Here is a 19236-nt window from a genome sequence, read left to right as displayed (position 1 = left end):
GTCGCTGTAGCCCAGGATTGATCCCGTATGACGATGCCGGCCGCCCGTACTCTGCTGCCTCTCCTCCTTTCAACGCTCGCCGGGCCGGCCCTGGCGCAGGAGCCCGTGGCCGCGACATCGCCGCCGCCGGCCGGATCCGCGGCGCTGACCCAGGTCGCGCGCTTCCAGCATCAGGTCACCGGCGTGACCGTGGCGCAGGACGGCCGGATCTTCGTGAACTTCCCGCGCTGGACCGAGGATGCCCCGGTCTCGGTGGCGGAGCTGAAGGACGGCAAGCCGGTCCCCTACCCCGATGCGGAGTGGAATGCCTGGCGCAACGCCCGCAAGGACGAGGTCGACCCCAAGACCCATTTCGTCTGCGTGCAGAGCGTGGTCGCCGACCGGCACGGTCGGCTCTGGGTGGTCGATGCCGCCGCCCCCGCCATGGCGGCCGTCGTCAAGGACGGCCCGAAGCTCGTGGCGATCGACCTGAAGACCAACACGGTGGCGAAGACGATCGCGTTCGATCCTCTGGTCGCCCCACAGGGCTCCTACCTGAACGACGTGCGAATCTCGCCCGACGGCAAGACCGCCTACCTTACCGATTCCGGCGCCGAGGGCGCGCTGGTGGTGGTCGACATCGATTCGGGCAAGGCCAAGAGGCTGCTGGCGGGCGTGCCCGCGACCATGCCCGACACCGCCGTGACGGTGACCTATGATGGCAAGCCCCTGCGGCGGCCGGACGGGCGCGGCGTCGAGTTCTCGGCCGACGGCATCGCCCTCGCGCCGGACGGCAAGACGCTCTACTGGCAGGCGATCAAGGGCAAGACGCTCTACAGCCTGCCCACCGACGCGCTCACCGGCTGGGTCACGGCGGCCCTCGTGCCGGAGACGCTGGCCGACAAGAGCCTGACCGGCAAGATCGCCTCGGTGGGCGAGAACGGACCGGCCGACGGGCTGCTCATCGACCGCGACGGCGGCCGCATGTACGTGACCTCGCCGCAGGACGATTCGATCAAGGTCCGCGACCTCGCGGCCAAGGAGTCCGGCCTGACCACGCTGGTGCAGGATCCGCGGCTGCGCTGGCCGGACACGTTCAGCCAGGGCCCGGACGGGACGGTCTACGTCACGACCTCACACATTCAGGATTCCGCCTTCTACAAGGAGGGCGCTCCGATCGCCCTGCCGACCGAGCTGTGGAGCTTCAAGCCGACGGCTGCGCCGCGCTGAGATAAGCAAAGAATCCGGGCCGCTTGTCGGTGCGGCCCGGAGCTTGAACGTGTTCGTCTCCCCGAGCCGACGGGGCGAATATCAGTCTCGGCAAGGCTCATTGCCTGAACATGGGCAGATCGAGGGCGTGTAACCGCCATTTACACCCACTCGATGTCTTCAAATTTTGACAATCGATCGTTTCAACGAATACAATATGGCGCCGTTATTTCAGGGCCCCGGAAACAGAATGAAACAAATGTGCTAAATTTGCATCTTGGTTTTAAATCTTTATTAAGGGCAAAAATTTCATCTTCTCTCCTCAGACGTTCGGTTCGTCCGGGATCAGTTTCATAGCGGTTGAGATATTCTACGAGGATTTGACGACCGATGAGCATACTATTCAATAGAGATATTCACGCCCGTGTGGAAGCACTCGACCGGTCCCAGGCGGTCATCGAATTTGCCCTCGACGGTACGATCCTGACGGCCAACAAGAATTTCCTCGATGCGGTCGGCTATAGCCTCGACGAGATTCGCGGCCAGGCCCACGGGATGCTGGTCGCGCCGGCCTTCCGCGAGAGCCAGGCCTATGGCGATTTCTGGGCGGCGCTCCGGCGCGGTGAATTCCAGGCCGGCGAATTCAAGCGCATCGGCAAGGGCGGCCGCGAAATCTGGCTGCAGGCGACCTACAACCCGATCCTGGGCCGGGGCGGCAAGCCGATCAAGGTCGTCAAGTTCGCCAGCGACGTGACCGAACAGGTGATGCGCACCATCGGATACGAGGGCCAGATCGCCGCGATCAACCGGTCGCAGGCGGTGATCGAGTTCGCACTCGATGGCACGATCCTGACCGCGAACGACAATTTCCTCGCTGCGATGGGGTATCGGCTGGACGAGGTCCAGGGCCGCCACCACAGCCTGTTCATCGCCCCGGAGGCCCAGGCGGGCGCCGCGTACCGGCAGTTCTGGGAGAGCCTGGGGCGCGGTGAGTATCAGGCGGACGAATATTGCCGCCTCGCCAAGGGCGGCCGCGAAGTCTTCATTCAAGGCAGCTACAACCCGATCTTCGATCGCGACGGGCGTCCGCTCAAGATCGTCAAGTTCGCCACCGACGTCACCGCCGCGGTGATGGAGCGCCGGCGTCGGGCCGAGTTGCAGAGCGCCATCGCGCGTGACCTGGCTGCCATCGCGGAGGCCGCCTCCGGCGTCTCGCATCAGGCCGGCCAGGCGGCCCAGTCATCGACGCATGTCTCCGGCGACATCCAGACGGTCGCCTCGGGCGCCGAGGAACTGGCGGCCTCGGTCGCCGAGATCAGCGCGCAGGTGGTCCAGGCCTCGGAGATTTCCGGGCAGGCCGTGGGCCAGGCTCGCGAGACGCATCGGATCATCGCCGGCCTCAGCCAGTCGGCGGCCCAGATCGGCGAGGTCGTCGCGCTGATCCAGAGCATCGCGGCGCAGACCAACCTGCTGGCGCTCAACGCCACGATCGAGGCCGCGCGCGCCGGCGAGGCCGGCCGGGGCTTCGCGGTGGTGGCCTCCGAGGTGAAGGAACTCGCCAACCAGACCGCCCGGGCCACGGAACAGATCGGCACGCAGATCGCCGGGAGCCAGGAGGCGACCCGGGGGGCCGTGGAGGCGATCGGCTCGATCCAGGGCACGATCGTGAAGCTCAACGAGGTCGCGACCGCGATCTCGACCGCCGTCGAGCAGCAATCCGCCGTCACCCGCGAGATGTCGGCCAGCATGCAGACGGCCGCCAGCGGCGTCGGCGCGATCACCGCGAGTCTCGGGGTCATCGCCCAATCCGCCGAGCAGGCGAACGGTGCCACACAGCAATTGCGCGCGGCCGCGCAGAACGCCGCCTGATTGCGGGCGGCCCGGCCGCGTGCGAGGAGCGTGCGGGGCCGACAGGTTCGCGGCGCGGTTCCCGACGCCCCGGACGGCCCGAGAGCCCCATGTGCAACCTCTACAGCCTGCGCACCGGCCCCGCCGAGCTGCGCCGCGCCTTCGGGCTCGCCCACGACCGCACCGGCAACCTGCCGCCGCTGCCGGCGATCTTTCCCGACCAGATGGCGCCGGTGGTCTGGAACGGGGCGGAGGGCCGGGAACTCGCCATGATGCGCTGGGGCATCCCGGGCCCGAAGGCGTTCGGCGAGCATCCCGTCACCAATGTCCGCAACGCGGCGAGCCCGCATTGGCGACCCTGGCTCGGACCGGCCCATCGCTGCCTCGTGCCGGTGACCGCATTCAGCGAATACGCTGACACCAAGCCGCGCAAGACGCCCGTATGGTTCGCCCTCAATGAGGATCGGCCGCTCTTCGCCTTCGCGGGCATCTGGCGGCCCTGGACCGGCGTGCGCGGAACCAAGCGCGAGAACCCGGACCGCGTCGCGGAAGAGCACCGCCTGTTCTCCTTCCTGACCACGGAAGCCAACGGCATCGTCGGCCCGGTCCACCCGAAGGCGATGCCGGTCCTGCTGACCGAGCCGGAGGAATGGGCGGCCTGGCTCGAGGCTCCGACCCCGGACGCGCTCAAGCTGCAGCGCCCGCTGCCGGATTCGGCGATGCGCGAGGTCGCCCGGGGCGAGCGCGCGGACGGCCCCGAGACGGATGCGGAGCCTGAAACGTAAAACCGGTTCGCGCGGCTTACTGGATCGAGCCGCCGTCCCGCGCCTGCAGCAGCCGTAGAGCTTCTTCCAGCACAGCGTGCAGATCCGCCGCCCCCTGCGGGCTGAGCGGCAGGCCGACCCGCTGGCCGTGGATCGTATCGAGGACGATCATGGCGAGATCCTCGCCGATCAGCAGGCTGGGCTTCGGAAGACAGAGCGGCAGGACGAAATCGCCCTCCGTCTCGCCGAGGGCATCGACGGCGTCGCCGGGGCGAAAGGGCTTGGTCTTTTCGTTCATCGCGGGCCGACCTCGCGGGCATGTCCGGTATGACGGGGCGGAGGCTACGCCATCGGGTGGCGCCCGGCCAGCCTGTGGACGAATCCTCAGGGCCCGGCCCCACCCTCGCAATCGAGCACGCGCAGCGACCGGACCGTCAGGCTGTCGATCTCCAGCGCGCCGACCTTCAGGGATCCCACCTCCAGCGCCCCGACCCGGGCGCGGCCGACCGAGAGGCGGCCGATCGCGAAGGCGCCGAGCGCCACCGCCCCGAAGGCCGCAACCCCGATCGCGAGGGCGCCCAGTGCGGAGGCCCCGACGGCCCCGGCCCCGACGGCCCCTGCCCCGACGGCCCCTGCCCCGAGCGCGGCGGCGTCGCGGGACGGGGCGGCTCCGGCCTGGACCGGGCGGCGCATCATGTCCTCGGGCATCAGAGATCCTCTCGCGGCACCCCCTCGGGTATCGCCCTCCCTTCGGAGCGCGGCAAGGCCGGGCTCTCAAGACGGATCAGCGCCTTCAGTAGAGCCGCGTGCGGTAGGATTCGGCGATCCGCGCCTCGGCCTCCGGGATATCGGAGGCGGCGGTCTGGTCGGCCAGGATGCGCCCGAGGCTGGGAAAGGTGTCGCGCGCGACGTGGCGCGCCGGATCCCAGAGCTGCGCCCGCATCAGCGCCTTGCCGCAATGGAAGAACGCCTCCCGCACCCGCACGACCAGGCCGACCGTCGGCACCGTGCCCTGGGCGCGCATCGGTTCGAGCAGCGCGCGATCCCGCGTCACCGCGGCGGTGCCGTTCACCCGCAGGGTCTCGTCGATGCCCGGCACGAAGAAGATCACCCCGATTCCGGGGCTCTCGATGATATTGCGAAAACTGTCGATGCGGTTGTTGCCGCGCCGATCGGGGATCACCAGGGTGCGGGCATCGGGAACGGCCACGAAGCCCGGCGCGTCGCCCCGGGGGCTCGCATCGGCCTGGCCGGCCGCGTCGGCGCTCGCCAGCACCAGGAACGGCGCGAGCGCGATGAACCGGCGGGCGTAACCGTCGATGTGGTCGAGCACCTTGCCGGCGGCGAGCGGGCCGACGGCGCCGAACTGGGCGCGCAGATCCGCCGCGTCGCGGATCGTCGCGGGATCCCGGGTTTCGCTGTCCATGAGACCCTCGTGAAAACCGCCGATGGCCGATCGCTGCTTCGACCTTAACGATGGCCTGGGGCTTTCGGAACGGGGCCGAGCCCGTCAGGGCCAGACGCGGATCGCCACCGGGCGGCGCAGCAGGTCCCGGTCGGAGGTGATGGTGCAGCCGTCCACGCGCAGGCTCGCGTAGGTGAGCAGGGCGCCGTCGCCGACATCGTCGAAATTGCGCCCCTTCGCCGCCGGATCGAGGAGCGATGGGTAGGCGATCAGCGGCGCGGTCGCTCTGCACGGATCGTCGTACAGGGTCGCGCCTTCGAGGAGCAGGCGCGGCGTGTCCCAGGCGATCAGGTCGCGCGAGCTCGTCCAGTAGAAGCCGGATTTCGCGAAGCCCTCCCCGGCCTTGGCCATGAACACCGCGATCCAGGCGCCGGTGTCCCGGTGGCGGACCACGGCCCCGACCGGACCGGGGAACGGCCCCACCGGCCGGCAGGTGGCGGGCGGCTTGCCAGCTTTGCGGTACGGGTCCGGGAAGGCGGCGGTGAAGCCGGTGCCGGTCCAGGCGCGCCAGCGGGTCGGGTCGGCGGGGTCGTCGCTGCGGAACAGGCAGACACCCGCTTCCTGGGCGCTGCCGGGCCGGTCCCAGCCCGTGGTCGAGGCCAGGACGTAGCGCCAGCGCCCGTCCGCGACGATGTTCGACGGGTTGAAGAAGCCCCGGTGCCGGCCCTGGTCGATTTCCTGCCGGAACGGCGCGCCGGCCACCACCACGGGCGGGTTCCGGCGCAGGAAGCTGCGGCCGCCATCCGCGGAAGCCGCGGCCGTGATCGTGTTGTACCAGCACGCCATGTAGGAGCCGGCCGGGCAGCGGCCGGGATGCTCGTTGGCCTGGTATTCGTGGTGCAGCAGCGCGGCGACGTGTTTGCCGTCCTCGGTCCAGGTGGCGGTGATCCAGGACCGGTCGTCATAGGCCGCCGGGTCGGCCTTCTCGCCCGAATCGAGCACCAAAGTGCAGTCGAGCTTGAGGTGGTCGAGATCCGGCCCGCGCAGGGCGCGGTTGCGGTAATGCATGCCGAACAGGGCCACCGCCCCGGCCGCATCCCGGAACGCCCGGGCCGGCGCATCCGGCACATCGGCGCCGTCGCAGGCATCGCGCCCGGCCTTGAAGACGATTGATGGCGGCCCGACCAGGGTCAGGGCGGATAGCGGCGGCTCGGCTGCCGCCCGGGCCGGCGGGGGGATGAGGTGAGCGAATGCCAGGAGGGTGGCGACGGCTCCAAGGCGCGCGCCCTTCCCTCCCCCCTTTGCGGGGGAGGGTGGCCCCTGCGTCAGCAGGGGTCGGGAGAGGGGAGCGCCGCATCCGGAAAGGTCGCGTCGGGAGCCGAAGCCCGCAGCGTCGCGCTGCCCCTCTCCCGACTCCCTTCGGGGGCCACCCTCCCCCGCAGAGGCTACGGCGTTCACACATCGGCCCTCATAGGGCGCGACGAACCCCCTCTCCCGTGCGGGAGAGGGTTGGGGTGAGGGATGCGACATCTCCGGAAAGACCTGGTCCCTCACCCTGTCCCTCTCCCGCACGGGAGAGGGGACCTGCGCCTGATCCTGCAACCGTGTTGCCCAGCCCGATATGTGAATCCGATAGCCCGCACAGGGGGGAGGGAGAAACGGCGCCCCGCCACCCGCACCAGCCATCCCGTACGCCACGCCCATCGCTGAAATCCGGGTGCGTCCCGGCTACGCCTGGACAAAGCGCGCCAGATTCGCTTGAGAACCGTTACAGAGTACTTGCCGCCCGGCCGCCGTCCGAAAGACCTTCATGCTTCTCCTGATTCTCGGGCTCGTGCTGTTCCTCGGCACGCATGCCTTCTCGATGGTGCGCGCGAAGCGTGCCGACATCGTCGGCCGGATCGGCGAGGGCCGGTACAAGCTCGGCTACACCGCCCTGTCGCTGCTCGGTCTGGTGCTGATCGGGATCGGCTTCCACGATTACCGTCTGAGCGGCTACATCCCGGTCTGGGACCCGCCGGTCTGGACGCGCCACCTCGCCCTGACCCTCGTGTGGCTCGCCTTCATCTGCCTCGCCGCCGCCTACCTGCCGGGTCATATCCGGGCCAAGGCCAAGCACCCGATGCTGCTCGCCGTGAAGATCTGGGCGACCGCCCACCTGCTCGCGAATGGCGATCTCGGCTCGATCCTGCTGTTCGGCGGCTTCCTGGCCTGGGCGGTGGCGGCGCGGATCAGCGCCAAGCGCCGGGCGCTCGCCCCGGGGGCGGTGGTCGCCCAGCATGGCGGCGCCGTCGCGGCCCCCCATGGCTGGCGCAACGACATCCTGGCCGTGGTGATCGGGACGGCCGTCTGGTTCGTGTTCTCGCGCTACCTGCACTACCCGCTGATCGGCGTCTCGGTCTGGCCCGGCACCGCCTGAGGCCCCCGCACACCCGCCCCACCACGCCCGCTGTCGCCAACCCGGCGCCCGTGTGTTAGGCGCGGGGCTCGATAGTTGTGCAAGGTGGCCCGCGGACACGCGCGGGCCGGGACATGATGGCCGAAAATAACGAGTTCATCCGCGAGGTCGACGAGGATTATCGCCGCGACCGGATCCTCCAGATCTGGAAGCGCTACAGCGGCGTGATCATCGCGCTCGCCGTGCTGCTGGTGGTGGGCGTGGCCGGCTGGCGCTACTGGCAGAACCAGCAGCGCGTGGCCGCTGAGACCGCTTCGGTGCAGTTCGACGAGGCCAACCGCCTCACCCGCGAAGGCAAGGTCGCGGAGGCCGACAAGGTGTTCGACGCCCTAGAGGTTCAGGGCCCGGCCGGCTACCGCCTGCTCGCCCGGTTCCGCTCGGCCGCGGAGGCCGGCAAGCGCGACCCGGAGGCCGGCGCGAAGGACTTCGACACGCTGGCCGGTGACACCGGCCTCGGCGACGGCCTGCGCGACCTCGCGCGCCTGCGTGCCGCCCTGCTGCGCCTCAACAGCGCGAACCCGGACCCGGCGCTCGCCAACCTCCAGGGGCTCGCCGCCGGCACGCCGTTCCGCCACACCGCCCGCGAGATGCTGGGCCTGGCCGCCCTCAAGAAGGGTGATTTCGAGGAGGCCGGCCGCTGGTTCGACCAGCTGGTCGCCGATCCCGAGACGCCCCGGAACCTGCGTGAGCGGATCGAGGTCTACGCGGCCCTCGTGGCGGGCGGCCCGGTCACCGTGACCGAGGCCAAGCCCGAGGTCGCCGCCCCGCCCCCGCCGATCACGCGCTGATTTCTTTTCTGACTTTTCGAGACACATCATGGATATGCCGACCGTCGCGATCGTCGGGAGGCCGAACGTCGGCAAGTCGACCCTGTTCAACCGCCTCGTGGGCAAGAAGCTCGCGCTCGTGGACGATCGGCCGGGGGTGACCCGCGACCGGCGCGAGGGCGATGTCGCGTTCGGCGGCCTCCACTTCCGGGTGATCGACACCGCCGGGCTGGAGGAATCGGACGCTGCGACCCTCATGGGCCGGATGCGGATGCAGACGGAGGCGGCCATCCTCGCCGCCGACGTGGTGCTGTTCGTGATCGACGCCCGCGCCGGCGTGCTGCCGGCCGACCAGCCCTTCGCGGAACTGGTGCGCCGGGCCGGATGCCCGGTCATCCTGATCGCCAACAAGGCCGAGGGCGGCACGGGGCTCGCCGGCGCCTACGAGGCCTTCACCCTCGGGCTCGGCGACCCGATCCCGTTCTCGGCCGAGCACGGCGAGGGCCTGGGCGAGCTGCACGAGGCGCTGAAAGGCGTCCTGCCCAAGTCCGATCCGGATGACGACGACGAGGACGAGGACGCCCCCGGCGGCCGCTCCCTGAAGGTCGCCATCGTGGGCCGCCCGAATGCCGGCAAGTCCACGCTGATCAACCGCATGCTCGGCGAGGATCGGCTGCTCGTCGGCCCCGAGGCCGGCATCACCCGCGATTCGATTTCCCTGGATTGGGAGTGGCGGGGCCGGAAGATCAAGCTCCACGACACCGCCGGGATGCGCCGCCGCGCCCGGATCGACGACAAGCTGGAAAAACTCGCGGTCTCGGACGGGTTGCGCGCTGTGCGCTTCGCCGAGGTGGTGGTGGTGCTGCTCGACGCCACGATCCCGTTTGAGAAGCAGGACCTGACCATCATCGATCTGGTCGAGAGCGAGGGCCGGGCCGTGGTGATCGGCCTCAACAAGTGGGACCTCGTGGCCGACCAGCCGGGCCTGCTCAAGCAGCTGCGCGAGGATTGCACCCGCCTGCTGCCGCAGGTGCGCGGCGTCGCGGTGGTGCCGCTCTCGGGGCTCGCCGGCGAGGGCCTCGACAAGCTCATGCAGGCGGTGGTGCAGGCCTCTGAGGTCTGGGACAAGCGGATCTCGACCTCGCGCATCAACGACTGGCTGAACGAGGCGACCTCGCGCAACCCGCCCCCGGCGGTGTCGGGCCGGCGGATCAAGATCCGCTACGCCACCCAGGTGAAGAGCCGGCCGCCGCATTTCGCGCTGTTCGGCAACCAGCTCAACGCGCTGCCGAAATCCTACACCCGCTACCTGGTGAACGCCCTGCGCGAGGCGTTCGAGCTGCCGGGCACGCCGATCCGGCTGAGCTTGCGGACCTCGCAGAACCCGTTCGACAAGGGCTGAGGCGTTTCCGGCCAAACGATCGCGCCGTCATTGCGAGCGCAGCGACGCGACCCAGGGCAGCGCGCGATCACCGGATGTGGTGCATCCCTGGGTCGCGTCGCTACGCTCGCGATGACGAAATGAGGCGCGAGCAGAGCGGTCACCGGGACGCGTCTGCGATCCAGTCCACGGCAGAGGCCAAGGCGGCGCGCTCGTCCTTTCCGTCGGCGAGTGCCGCCTCGAACGCCCCGACCTGCCCGTCCGCGCTGGTGCCCTCAGTGACGATCGCCCGGGCGCGGGCGACGTCCGCCGCGCAGCCCAGCGCATCCGCATCCTCCTCCACCAGAGCGAGGATCGCCTCGAGCGCCTCGGCGAACGGCACCGCCTCGGCCTTCGCCTCGTCGATCAGCGTCGCGCGCACGCCGCTATGCTGGGCCCGCCACAGGTTCTCCGAGGCGAGCGCCCGCGAGACGCCGTCGAGCCCGGCATTGAGATCCGGCCGGCGCACGCATAGGCGCACCAGGCAGCGGTACAGGGCGGCGACGCACAGCGAATCGTCGAGCCGGGTGCAGGCATCGGCGATGCGCAGCTCCAGGGTCGGGAACTTGATGGAAGGCCGCAGGGACCACCACAGGAAGCTCGCATCCGCGATGGCGCCGGAGCGGGTCATGATGTCTACGAACCGCGCATGCGCGGCTGAATCGGAAAAAATCTCGGGCAGGCCGGTGCGGGGCAATTCGCCGAAGACGCTGAGCCGATAGGCCATCAGCCCGGTCGCCTCGCCCTGCCAGAACGGTGAGGAGGCCGAGAGCGCCAGCAGCAGCGGCTGGAACGGCAGCAGCCGGTTCATCAGGTCGACCCGCGCGTCCGGGTCGGGCACCTCGACGTGGACATGCATGCCGCAGATCAACGCCCGTCTGGCCGCGATGCCGACATCCGACAAGATGCCCTTGTAGCGCTCGCCATCGGTGGCGGTCTGGCGGGACCAGCGCGCGAGCGGATGGGTGCCGCAGGCGAGCAGGCTGAGCCCGTTTTCGGCCGCGATGCCGGCGAGTTGCACCCGCTGGCCGCCGAGATTGTTTCGCGCGGCCTGCGCATCGTCGAGGGGCGGCGTGCAGACCTCGACCTGCGCGGCGACCAGCTCGCGTCCCGTCTCGGGCAGTTCCGCCTTCACCCGAGCATGGAAGCCGGCGAGGTCGCCCCGGGGCGTGCCGCGGGTCTCGGCATCGGCGAGGAAATACTCTTCCTCGATGCCGAAGCGGTAGCTGTGGGCGCTCATCTGCGTCTCCGGCGGGCCATCGGCACCACATAGCAGCGGCGGGAATGGTTTCGACGGTGGCGCGACGACCTATCCGGTGACGACCGGAAGTCCGAGGGTGCCGGCGACGGCAGCCATCTTGTCGTCGAAGGTCGCCAAGGTTGCCGACACACGCCAGCACAGGGCGATGTTGAGGGCGTCGGGCGTTCGAAGCGTGATGTCGAGCCGGCGCAGGAAGCCTGCGGCGGCGGCGACATCCGCGGAGCCGAGGTCGACACGCTCGGCAACCGCCTCACTCCAGCGGTCGAGATCAGCGAAGGCCATTCTCGCATGCTCGGCCGCGATCTCGCCCGTTCGCACCCGGCGCCCGAGCGCCGAGGCGAATTCCGCCGCCGCGAAATCGCTGACGACGGGGATGGGCGCCAAGGCCCGGAACAGCGCGTCGGCGCGCGCCGTCAGCGGATCGTCCGTCAGCAGAGCGACCAGGACGCTTGCGTCGAGGTAGGTCCTCACCACTCGTCATCGCGGAGGGCGCGGACCAACTGGCCGGCATCCTGCGCGGGCGCGCGCATCGGCACGCGCCGCAAGGCGAGCCAATCGAGATCCTCGGCGGTGATCGGGCGTCCGGCCCGACGGATCGGGTTCAGCGTCGCCACCGGTCGCCCGTCGCGCGTGATCACGACGCCCTCGCCCGCGAGGGCGCGGTCGATCAGGTCGGTGAGGTTTCGCTGCGCGTCCTGGACGCTGTGCTCGGTCATACCCGATGATAGGAAGTGCGCCGGCGACCTGTCCAGCGGTTCAGGCCCGCAGCGCCCCGCCCACCAGCCAGGCCGGGTCGAACCAACGATCGGCCTCGCCGTCATAGGGCAGGCGCGTGATGTCCCAGTTCTGGATGTACTGGGCGTAGACGTTCCACACCGCGATGCCGCCGCCGACAAAAATCCGCCGGCCCGGATAGCGCTTGAGCACCTGCTCCGGATCCTCGTGGCTGCGGATCACGTCGATGGTGCGGTCCTTGAAGGCAAATTCGGGGACCGAGGCCACGGTCTTCGGACCGGCGATCAGCACGTGGCCCATGGTCAACGCGAAGAAGCGCGTCACGTCCTCCACGAACAACGGGTCGGTGTTGCCCTCCCAGGGCAGATGCCCGTTCAGGCCGAGCTGGCCGCGCAGGCCGATCGCACAGATGCAGCGGACGTCGATCATGTGTTTGGTCCGGTTCGCTCAGCCACCGCACCACGCGGATCCCACCCAACACCCTCATCCTGAGGTGCTGCGCAGCAGCCTCGAAGGAGGGCTCCAGGGATCGCGCGCCACCTGGAGGGCTCCTTCGAGGCCCGCTGGCGCGGGCGCCTCAGGATGAGGGTGTTGGGTGGGATCCGGTGTTGCGCAACAACAGGTCAGGTCACTCGGGCGCGCGGAACTGCAGTACCCGGTCGGTGGGGAAATCGTACAGCTTGCCGGTCTCGGTCCAGTCCGGCGCGGCGAGCCGCACGAAGTGGGGGGCGAGGTCCTCGGGGGTCTTGAGGGTCTCGGGATCCTCCCCCGGCATGGCCGAGCGGCGCATGCCGGTGCGCAGCGGCCCCGGGTTGAGCAGCATCGCCCGGATAGAGGTGGTCTCGGTCTCGGCCGCGTAGGTGCGCACCAGCGCTTCGAGCGCCGCCTTCGAGACCGAGTACGGCCCCCAATAGGCCCGGCATTTCGAGGCGGCCCCCGACGAGACGAACACCACCCGGCCGGCGTCGGACATGCGCAGCAGCGGGTCCAGCGAACGGATCAGGCGCCAGTTGGCGGTGACGTTCACGTCCATCACCTGGCCCCAGACCTTCGGGGTGATGTGGCCGATCGGCATGAGCGCGCCCAGGATGCCGGCATTGCCGACCAGGATGTCGAGGCGCTTCCAGCGCTCGTTGATCGCCGCGCCCAGCCGGTCGATGGCGTCGTAATCGGCGAGGTCGAACGGCACGAGGGTGGCGCTGGACCCGGCCGCCCGGATGGCGTCGTCCAGCTCCTCCAGGGCACCGACCGTGCGGGCCACCGCGACCACGTGGGCGCCGGCCTCGGCCAGGGCCAGGGCGGCGGCGCGCCCGATGCCGCGGGACGCCCCGGTGACCACCGCGACGCGGCCTTCGAGGATTCTTTGAGACTCAGCCATGCGCGGGACCTAGCGCATTTCCGCGCCAGGGGGATCGAAAAATTCCGGATTCAAAAGGCCCGTGACCTTTTGCGGGTGCAGGGCAAAGCCCTGCGAAGACCCAGTGCCGCCGCCCCTGGACCCCGCCAAAGGGCTCGCCCTTTGGGAACCCCGTGTCAGTCCGCTTCGGCGAGCATCGCGAAGCGCTTCGGACCGGCGATGGAGAGGTCGGTCAGGCCGGTCGGGTAGTCGCCCGTGAAGCAATGGTCGGTGTATTGCGGGCAGGCCGCATTGCGCTCCTCCTCGCCCATCGCCCGGTAGAGGCCGGGGATCGACAGGAACGCGAGCGAGTCCGCGCCGATATACTTGCGCATCGCCTCGAGGTCGTGGGTCGCAGCCAGCAGCTTCTCCCGCTCCGGCGTGTCGATCCCGTAGAAGTCGGGATAGGTGATCGGCGGCGAGGCGATCCGGAAATGCACCTCGGCGGCGCCGGCCTCGCGCATCATCCGGACGATCTTCACCGAGGTCGTGCCGCGCACCAAGCTGTCGTCGACCAGAACGATGCTCTTGCCTTCGATCGCCGCGCGGTTGGCCGAGTGCTTCATCCGCACGCCGAGTTCGCGCACCGACTGCGTCGGCTGGATGAAGGTACGGCCAACATAGTGGTTGCGGATGATCCCCATCTCGAAGGGGAGGCCGGTCTCCTGCGCGAAGCCGAGCGCCGCGGGCACGCCGGAATCCGGCACCGGCACGACGATGTCGGCGGGGGCGGCGGCCTCGCGGGCGAGCTCGCGGCCGATGGCCTTGCGCACCGCGTAGACGCTCTTGCCGTTCACCACCGAATCCGGCCGGGCGAAGTAGATGTACTCGAAGATGCAGGGCCGCATCGGCACCGCGTCGGCGAAGCGGATCGACTCGACCCCCTCCTCGGAGATCACCACGACCTCGCCGTTCTCGACGTCCCGAACGTAGCGGGCGCCGATGATGTCGAGGGCGCAGGTCTCGGAGGCCAGGAGGTAGCGGCCGTCGAGCTCGCCGAGCACCAGCGGGCGGATGCCCAGCGGGTCGCGGGCGCCGATCAGCTTCTTGTTGGTGAGCGCCACGATCGCGTAGGCGCCCTGGATCGCCTGCAGGGCGTCGATGAAGCGCTCGACGATCCGGGGCTTCCGCGAGCGGGCCGCGAGGTGGAGGATCACCTCGGTGTCGGAGGTCGACTGCGTGATCGCGCCGTCGCGCACGAGGTCGCGGCGGATCGACAGGGCGTTGGTGAGGTTGCCGTTATGGGCGACCGCGAGGCCGCCGCTGGCGAGCTCGGCGAAGAGCGGCTGCACGTTGCGCAGGATCGTCCCGCCGGTGGTCGAGTAGCGCACATGCCCGATGGCGGCGCGACCCTTGAGCCGGGCGATGGTGTCGCCGTCCGAGAAGGAATCGCCGACGAGGCCGGGGCGCCGCTCGGAATGGAACACCGAGCCGTCGAAGGAGACGATCCCGGCCGCTTCCTGCCCGCGATGCTGCAGGGCGTGCAGGCCGAGCGCCACGATGGCCGAAGCCTCCGGGTGCCCGAAGATGCCGAAGACGCCGCACTCCTCGCGCAGCGTGTCGCCGTCGAGATCGAAATCGGCGGAATAAGCGTCGGATTGGGACATGCTGCGATCGATCACTTCACGAGTCCCGGCGGCGACGGGCCGGCGCGCCGGTCGTCGCGGATATCATCCGATCGTCTCCGGAGACGCTATCTAGGCGCTCTGCGCAGACAGGCCAACGGCGCGCGCCGCAGATCAGCGTCGCGCCGGGCTTGGCGCAGGCGTCGCATTCGGCGCGGTCTCGGTGCGGCGCTGAGGCACCACGTCGGTCTCGGCGGGGGCGTCGGCCGCCTCGTTGGGCGGCGTGACGGCCTTCGGCTTCTTGAACTGCTTCAGGAAGCCCTCCGGATTCTCGGGGAGCTGGGCCACCAGGGCGTCGCCGGATTTTTCCAGCATCGGGCGGGTGCGCGCCTGCGCGGCCCAATCCGGCACCTTGCCCTGCACCAGCCAGGACAGGAACACCCAGCCGATCACGCAGATCAGGAAGCCGCGCCCCGCCCCGAACAGGAAGCCCAGCGAGCGGTCGACCGCGCCGATGCGCGAATCGAGCACCACGTCGGAGATCTTCACGGTGATGATCGAGACGACGATCAGCGTGCCGAGGAAGATCGCCGCGATCGAGGCGACCAGCGCCACGGTATCGCTGTTGACGTGCTGCTTCACCAGCGGAAGCAGCATCGGATAGAACGACCACGCGACGGCGGCGGCGGCCACCCAGGCGATGATCGCCAGCACCTCACGGGTGACGCCACGCACGGCCGCGAGCAGCGCGGAGACCGCGACGATGCCGAGCACGACGAGATCCAGAACGGTAAACGGCATCTGTGAACTTTTAGGAACCAGAGGGGATGCCGCGGCGGCCATGCGGCTCCCCGGGACCGGGGCCGAAGTATACCAAGCCGAACCTCGGCCGTCACCCTCAGGGACGGGCCTCGGCCGAGGCCTGTGCCGTCCATGCATCAGCCCGTGCCGCTCGTGAGCGCGGACCGGGCGGTGGCCGGCCCCGTTTACCTCGTTCCGATCGCCGGCCTGTTCGGCGCGGTGCTGATGATCTCGCTGGTGCTGGCGGGCAAGATCGTCTCGGTGGGCGGCCTGACCTTCACGGCGGCGGTGATCGTGTTTCCCGCCTCCTACCTGTTCGGCGACGTGCTGACCGAGGTCTACGGCTATTCCAGCACCCGAACGGTGGTCTGGACCGGCTTCCTGGCGCAGGCGCTCTGGATCCTGGCCTACGGGATCGCGGCGGCGCTGCCGCCTGCACCGTTCTGGCCGCACCAGGCGGCGTTCGAGGCGGTGCTCGGCGCCACCCCGCGGCTCGCGCTCGCGGGCCTTGCGGCCTATCTCACCGGCGAATTCCTGAACGCCTACCTGCTCGCCAAGCTGAAGCTGCGCTTTCGCGGCCGGGGGCTGGCCGCGCGGCTCGTCGCCTCGACGCTCGTCGGCCAGGGCATCGATTCGGCCCTGTTCATCGGGCTCGGCTTCGGCGGACTCTATCCTGCCGCGGATCTCGTCCGCCTCGCGCTGTCGATCTGGGCTCTGAAGGTCGCCTGGGAGATCGTTGCGCTTCCTCTCAGCGTGCCGCTGATCGGCTTCTTGAAACGCGCCGAGGGGCGCGATGCCTTCGATACGGACACGGATTTCAACCCGTTCCACTTGCGGGGGTGAGAGCCCATCGGGCTCCACCACGTCACAATCCGGATGCTATGGGTCCGGCTTGTGCTTCCGGGGCGCGGAGGCGAGCGGGTGGAGGTGGTCAGCGTGGCCGATGCCGGACGTGTGACGGAGACCGGGGAGACCGGCGCCCACGGCGCACGGCTGACGATCGATCTCGGGGCGATCGTGGCAAACTGGCGGATGCTGGCCGCCCGGGGCGCCGAGTGCGCCGCCGTGGTGAAGGCCGATGCCTATGGCTGCGGCGTTGCGCGGGTCGGGCCGGCCCTGTGGTCGGCCGGGTGCCGGACCTTCTTCGTCGCTCACCTCGCTGAGGGCATCGCCGCCCGGGCCGCCCTGCCGGAGGCCGCGATCTACGTCCTGAACGGCTTGCCGCCCGGCGCCTGCGAGCCTTTCGCGGCGCACGACCTGCGCCCGGTGCTCGGCAGCCGCGAGGAGATCGCCGAATGGGCAGCGTTCTCGGGCGGAGGCCGGCCGGCGGCGCTCCACGTCGATACCGGCATGAACCGCCTGGGGCTGCCGGTGCCGGAGGCGCTGGAACTCTCCGGCGATCCGCGCATCGCGGCCGCCGGCATCGACCTGCTGCTGAGCCACTTCGTCAGCGCCGAGAAGCCGGAGGATCCCGTCAACGCCCGGCAGATCGCCGATTTCGCCCGGGTCAAAGCCGCCTATCCGGGCCTGCTTGCGTCGCTAGCGAATTCCTCGGGCGTGTTCCTTGACGGCGCGGGGCACGATCTGCTGCGCCCGGGCTACGCCCTGTTCGGCGGCAACCCGACGCCGGATTCCGCAAACCCGATGCGCCCGGTGGTGCGGCTCGAAGCCTTGATCGCCCAGGTGCGGCAGGTCGAGGCCGGCGCCAGCGTCGGCTATAACGGCCGCTGGACCGCCCCGGCGCCGAGCCGGCTCGCCACCCTGTCCCTCGGCTATGCCGACGGCTTCCCGCGGGCGATCAGCGGGCGCGGCCAGGCCCTGGTCGGCGGCGTGCCCTGCCCGATCCTGGGCCTCGTCTCCATGGATCTGATCATCCTCGACGTCACCGCGGCCCCCGCGGCTCGGCGCGGCGCGACGGCCGTGCTGATCGGCGACAGCTTGGACATCGACACGGTCGGCCGCGCCGCCGGGACGATCGGCTACGAGATCCTGACGGGGCTGGGTTCGCGTTATGTTCGAACTTATGTAGGGTGATCCGACCCATCTCTTCGAATGCCGGACCGGCGGCGCGCGGACCCGAATGGCCAAGATCCACCAGACCTTCGTGTGCCAATCCTGCGGGGCGGTCTACAACCGCTGGCGCGGGCGCTGCGAGGCGTGCAACGGCTGGAACACGATCGTCGAGGAGGCGGCCGCCGCGCCGGGCCAGTCCGGTCCGGTCGCGACCCGGCCGTCCCGCGCCCGCGGCCGGGTTTTTCCGCTGGAGGGCCTGACCGGCGAGACCAAGGAGGCGCCGCGCATCCCCTCGGGAATCGGTGAGCTCGACCGGGTGACCGGCGGCGGCTTCGTGCGCGGCTCGGTGATCCTGCTCGGCGGCGATCCCGGCATCGGCAAGTCGACCCTGCTGATGCAGGCCTCCGCCGCCATGGCGGGCACGGGCGAGCGGGTCGCCTACATCTCCGGCGAGGAGGCGGTGGGGCAGGTGCGGCTGCGGGCCGAGCGGCTGGGGCTGAGTTCCCATCCGGTGGATCTGGCCGCCGAGACCAATGTCGAGGACATCATCGAGACTCTCAGCCAGGGCCGCCCGCCGGCGCTCGCGATCATCGACTCGATCCAGACCATGTGGACCGAGACGGTGGAATCGGCCCCCGGGACGGTCACGCAGGTGCGCTCCTCGGCCCAAGCGCTGATCCGCTTCGCCAAGACCACCGGCACCGCGGTGATCCTGGTCGGCCACGTCACCAAGGACGGGCAGATCGCCGGCCCCCGGGTGGTGGAGCACATGGTCGACGCGGTCGCCTCGTTCGAGGGCGACCAGGGCCACCATTTCCGCATCCTGCGCGCGGTGAAGAACCGCTTCGGCCCCACCGACGAGATCGGCGTGTTCGAGATGACCGATGCCGGGCTCGCCGAGGTGCCCAACCCCTCGGCCCTGTTCCTGGCCGGGCGCGACCACCAAGCCGCCGGCACCGCGGTCTTCGCCGGGATGGAGGGCACGCGGCCCCTGCTGGTGGAGATCCAGGCGCTGGTGGCGCCGTCCTCGCTCGGCATGCCCCGCCGGGCGGTGGTCGGCTGGGACCCGAACCGGCTGTCCATGGTGCTGGCCGTGCTGGAGGCCCATGGCGGCATCCGGCTCGGCACCCACGACGTGTATTTGAATGTGGCCGGAGGCTTGCGCATCACCGAGCCGGCGGCGGACCTCGCGGTGGCGGCCGCCCTGGTCTCGTCCCTGTCGGGGGCGGTGCTGCCGCCGGAGACCGTGTATTTCGGGGAGATCGGCCTGTCCGGGGCGATCCGGCCGGTGGCCCAGGCCGGCGCCCGGTTGAAGGAGGCCCAGAAGCTCGGCTTCGCCAAGGCTTTGATCCCGCAGGGCCGCGGCGAAGGCGACAAGGCGCTGGCGGTGGAGACCCTGCGCCACATCGCCGACCTGGTGGCGGGAATCAGTGCCGGCGCGCCGCGGCGCGGTGGCGGGCAGCGCGGACGGGCGCAATCGCGCTACGCTGACGAGGAGATGTGAGCGGACTTACCCCTACCTTGGGATCTACCCATTGGGCTGGGGAGCACGGGCGCAGGATGAGGCGCGGGTCCCCTCTCCCGTGCGGGAGAGGGACAGGGTGAGGGGTCAGGT

The 19236-nt window shown here is 70.0% G+C and carries 20 protein-coding genes; 9 read left to right on the top strand and 11 right to left on the bottom strand.

Going from position 1 to position 19236, the window contains the following annotated elements:
* Positions 1–27 precede the first annotated feature (27 nt).
* From MKL20_RS04465 to MKL20_RS04455, 3 genes are all read left to right on the top strand, one after another.
* Entirely contained in the window at positions 28–1209 is a 1182-nt protein-coding gene (locus MKL20_RS04465) for a major royal jelly family protein (RefSeq protein WP_244035668.1), read from the top strand.
* 369 nt (positions 1210–1578) lie between these two features.
* A complete protein-coding gene (locus MKL20_RS04460; protein ID WP_244035667.1) occupies positions 1579–3057 on the top strand; it encodes a PAS domain S-box protein in 1479 nt (492 codons plus the stop codon).
* 89 nt (positions 3058–3146) lie between these two features.
* A complete protein-coding gene (locus MKL20_RS04455; protein ID WP_244035666.1) occupies positions 3147–3821 on the top strand; it encodes an SOS response-associated peptidase in 675 nt (224 codons plus the stop codon).
* Between the two features lie 16 nt (positions 3822–3837).
* Here the strand turns inward: MKL20_RS04455 and MKL20_RS04450 are convergent, their stop codons facing one another.
* From MKL20_RS04450 to MKL20_RS04435, 4 genes are all read right to left on the bottom strand, one after another.
* The gene (locus MKL20_RS04450) at positions 3838–4098 is read right to left on the bottom strand and encodes a hypothetical protein (protein WP_243971134.1); all 261 of its coding nucleotides are present in this window, start codon (positions 4096–4098) and stop codon (positions 3838–3840) included.
* 86 nt (positions 4099–4184) lie between these two features.
* Positions 4185–4508, bottom strand: a complete 324-nt coding sequence (locus tag MKL20_RS04445) for a hypothetical protein (RefSeq protein WP_244035665.1) — start codon at positions 4506–4508, stop codon at positions 4185–4187.
* An 85-nt stretch (positions 4509–4593) separates the two neighbouring features.
* Complete coding sequence (locus MKL20_RS04440; protein WP_244035664.1) at positions 4594–5226, bottom strand: pyridoxamine 5'-phosphate oxidase family protein; 633 nt, start codon at positions 5224–5226, stop codon at positions 4594–4596.
* Positions 5227–5310: 84 nt separating this feature from the next.
* On the bottom strand, positions 5311–6462 hold the full coding sequence (locus MKL20_RS04435; RefSeq protein WP_244035712.1) for a hypothetical protein: 1152 nt from the start codon (positions 6460–6462) through the stop codon (positions 5311–5313).
* 553 nt (positions 6463–7015) lie between these two features.
* Here MKL20_RS04435 and MKL20_RS04430 point away from each other — a divergent pair.
* From MKL20_RS04430 to der, 3 genes are all read left to right on the top strand, one after another.
* Positions 7016–7624 carry an NnrU family protein gene (locus MKL20_RS04430; RefSeq protein ID WP_244035663.1) on the top strand — a complete coding sequence of 203 codons (609 nt, stop codon included), beginning with the start codon at positions 7016–7018 and terminating at the stop codon, positions 7622–7624.
* A 116-nt stretch (positions 7625–7740) separates the two neighbouring features.
* Positions 7741–8451 (top strand): tetratricopeptide repeat protein, encoded by a 711-nt coding sequence (locus MKL20_RS04425; RefSeq protein WP_244035711.1) that lies wholly within the window; start codon positions 7741–7743, stop codon positions 8449–8451.
* A 28-nt stretch (positions 8452–8479) separates the two neighbouring features.
* Complete coding sequence (gene der / locus MKL20_RS04420; RefSeq protein ID WP_244035662.1) at positions 8480–9832, top strand: ribosome biogenesis GTPase Der; 1353 nt, start codon at positions 8480–8482, stop codon at positions 9830–9832.
* A 139-nt stretch (positions 9833–9971) separates the two neighbouring features.
* Here der and MKL20_RS04415 read toward each other — a convergent pair whose 3' ends face one another.
* The 7 genes from MKL20_RS04415 to MKL20_RS04385 all read right to left on the bottom strand — a co-directional run bounded on the left by MKL20_RS04415 (position 9972) and on the right by MKL20_RS04385 (position 15608).
* Complete coding sequence (locus MKL20_RS04415) at positions 9972–11090, bottom strand: carboxylate-amine ligase (protein WP_244035661.1); 1119 nt, start codon at positions 11088–11090, stop codon at positions 9972–9974.
* Between the two features lie 69 nt (positions 11091–11159).
* Positions 11160–11582 carry a type II toxin-antitoxin system VapC family toxin gene (locus MKL20_RS04410; RefSeq protein WP_244035660.1) on the bottom strand — a complete coding sequence of 141 codons (423 nt, stop codon included), beginning with the start codon at positions 11580–11582 and terminating at the stop codon, positions 11160–11162.
* Positions 11579–11827 (bottom strand): type II toxin-antitoxin system Phd/YefM family antitoxin, encoded by a 249-nt coding sequence (locus tag MKL20_RS04405; protein ID WP_244035659.1) that lies wholly within the window; start codon positions 11825–11827, stop codon positions 11579–11581. Before MKL20_RS04405 ends, MKL20_RS04410 begins: the two co-directional genes overlap by 4 nt.
* 40 nt (positions 11828–11867) lie before the next feature.
* The gene (locus tag MKL20_RS04400; RefSeq protein WP_244035658.1) at positions 11868–12275 is read right to left on the bottom strand and encodes a dihydrofolate reductase; all 408 of its coding nucleotides are present in this window, start codon (positions 12273–12275) and stop codon (positions 11868–11870) included.
* Positions 12276–12474: 199 nt separating this feature from the next.
* A complete protein-coding gene (locus tag MKL20_RS04395; RefSeq protein WP_244035657.1) occupies positions 12475–13224 on the bottom strand; it encodes an SDR family NAD(P)-dependent oxidoreductase in 750 nt (249 codons plus the stop codon).
* 155 nt (positions 13225–13379) lie between these two features.
* On the bottom strand, positions 13380–14849 hold the full coding sequence (gene purF, locus MKL20_RS04390) for an amidophosphoribosyltransferase (protein WP_243965689.1): 1470 nt from the start codon (positions 14847–14849) through the stop codon (positions 13380–13382).
* Between the two features lie 132 nt (positions 14850–14981).
* Positions 14982–15608 (bottom strand): CvpA family protein, encoded by a 627-nt coding sequence (locus tag MKL20_RS04385; RefSeq protein WP_244035656.1) that lies wholly within the window; start codon positions 15606–15608, stop codon positions 14982–14984.
* A 171-nt stretch (positions 15609–15779) separates the two neighbouring features.
* Here MKL20_RS04385 and MKL20_RS04380 point away from each other — a divergent pair, with 171 nt between their 5' ends.
* The 3 genes from MKL20_RS04380 to radA all read left to right on the top strand — a co-directional run bounded on the left by MKL20_RS04380 (position 15780) and on the right by radA (position 19125).
* Positions 15780–16451, top strand: coding sequence for a queuosine precursor transporter (locus MKL20_RS04380; protein ID WP_244035655.1), 672 nt, complete (start codon positions 15780–15782; stop codon positions 16449–16451).
* A 111-nt stretch (positions 16452–16562) separates the two neighbouring features.
* A complete protein-coding gene (alr, locus tag MKL20_RS04375) occupies positions 16563–17642 on the top strand; it encodes an alanine racemase (protein WP_409568111.1) in 1080 nt (359 codons plus the stop codon).
* A 46-nt stretch (positions 17643–17688) separates the two neighbouring features.
* Positions 17689–19125, top strand: a complete 1437-nt coding sequence (gene radA / locus MKL20_RS04370; RefSeq protein WP_244035653.1) for a DNA repair protein RadA — start codon at positions 17689–17691, stop codon at positions 19123–19125.
* The last annotated feature ends 111 nt before the right edge of the window (positions 19126–19236 follow it).

The sequence above is a fragment of the Methylobacterium sp. E-066 genome (assembly GCF_022829635.1).
Taxonomy (GTDB): domain Bacteria; phylum Pseudomonadota; class Alphaproteobacteria; order Rhizobiales; family Beijerinckiaceae; genus Methylobacterium.
This window is presented reverse-complemented; position numbering and strand designations above follow the sequence as displayed.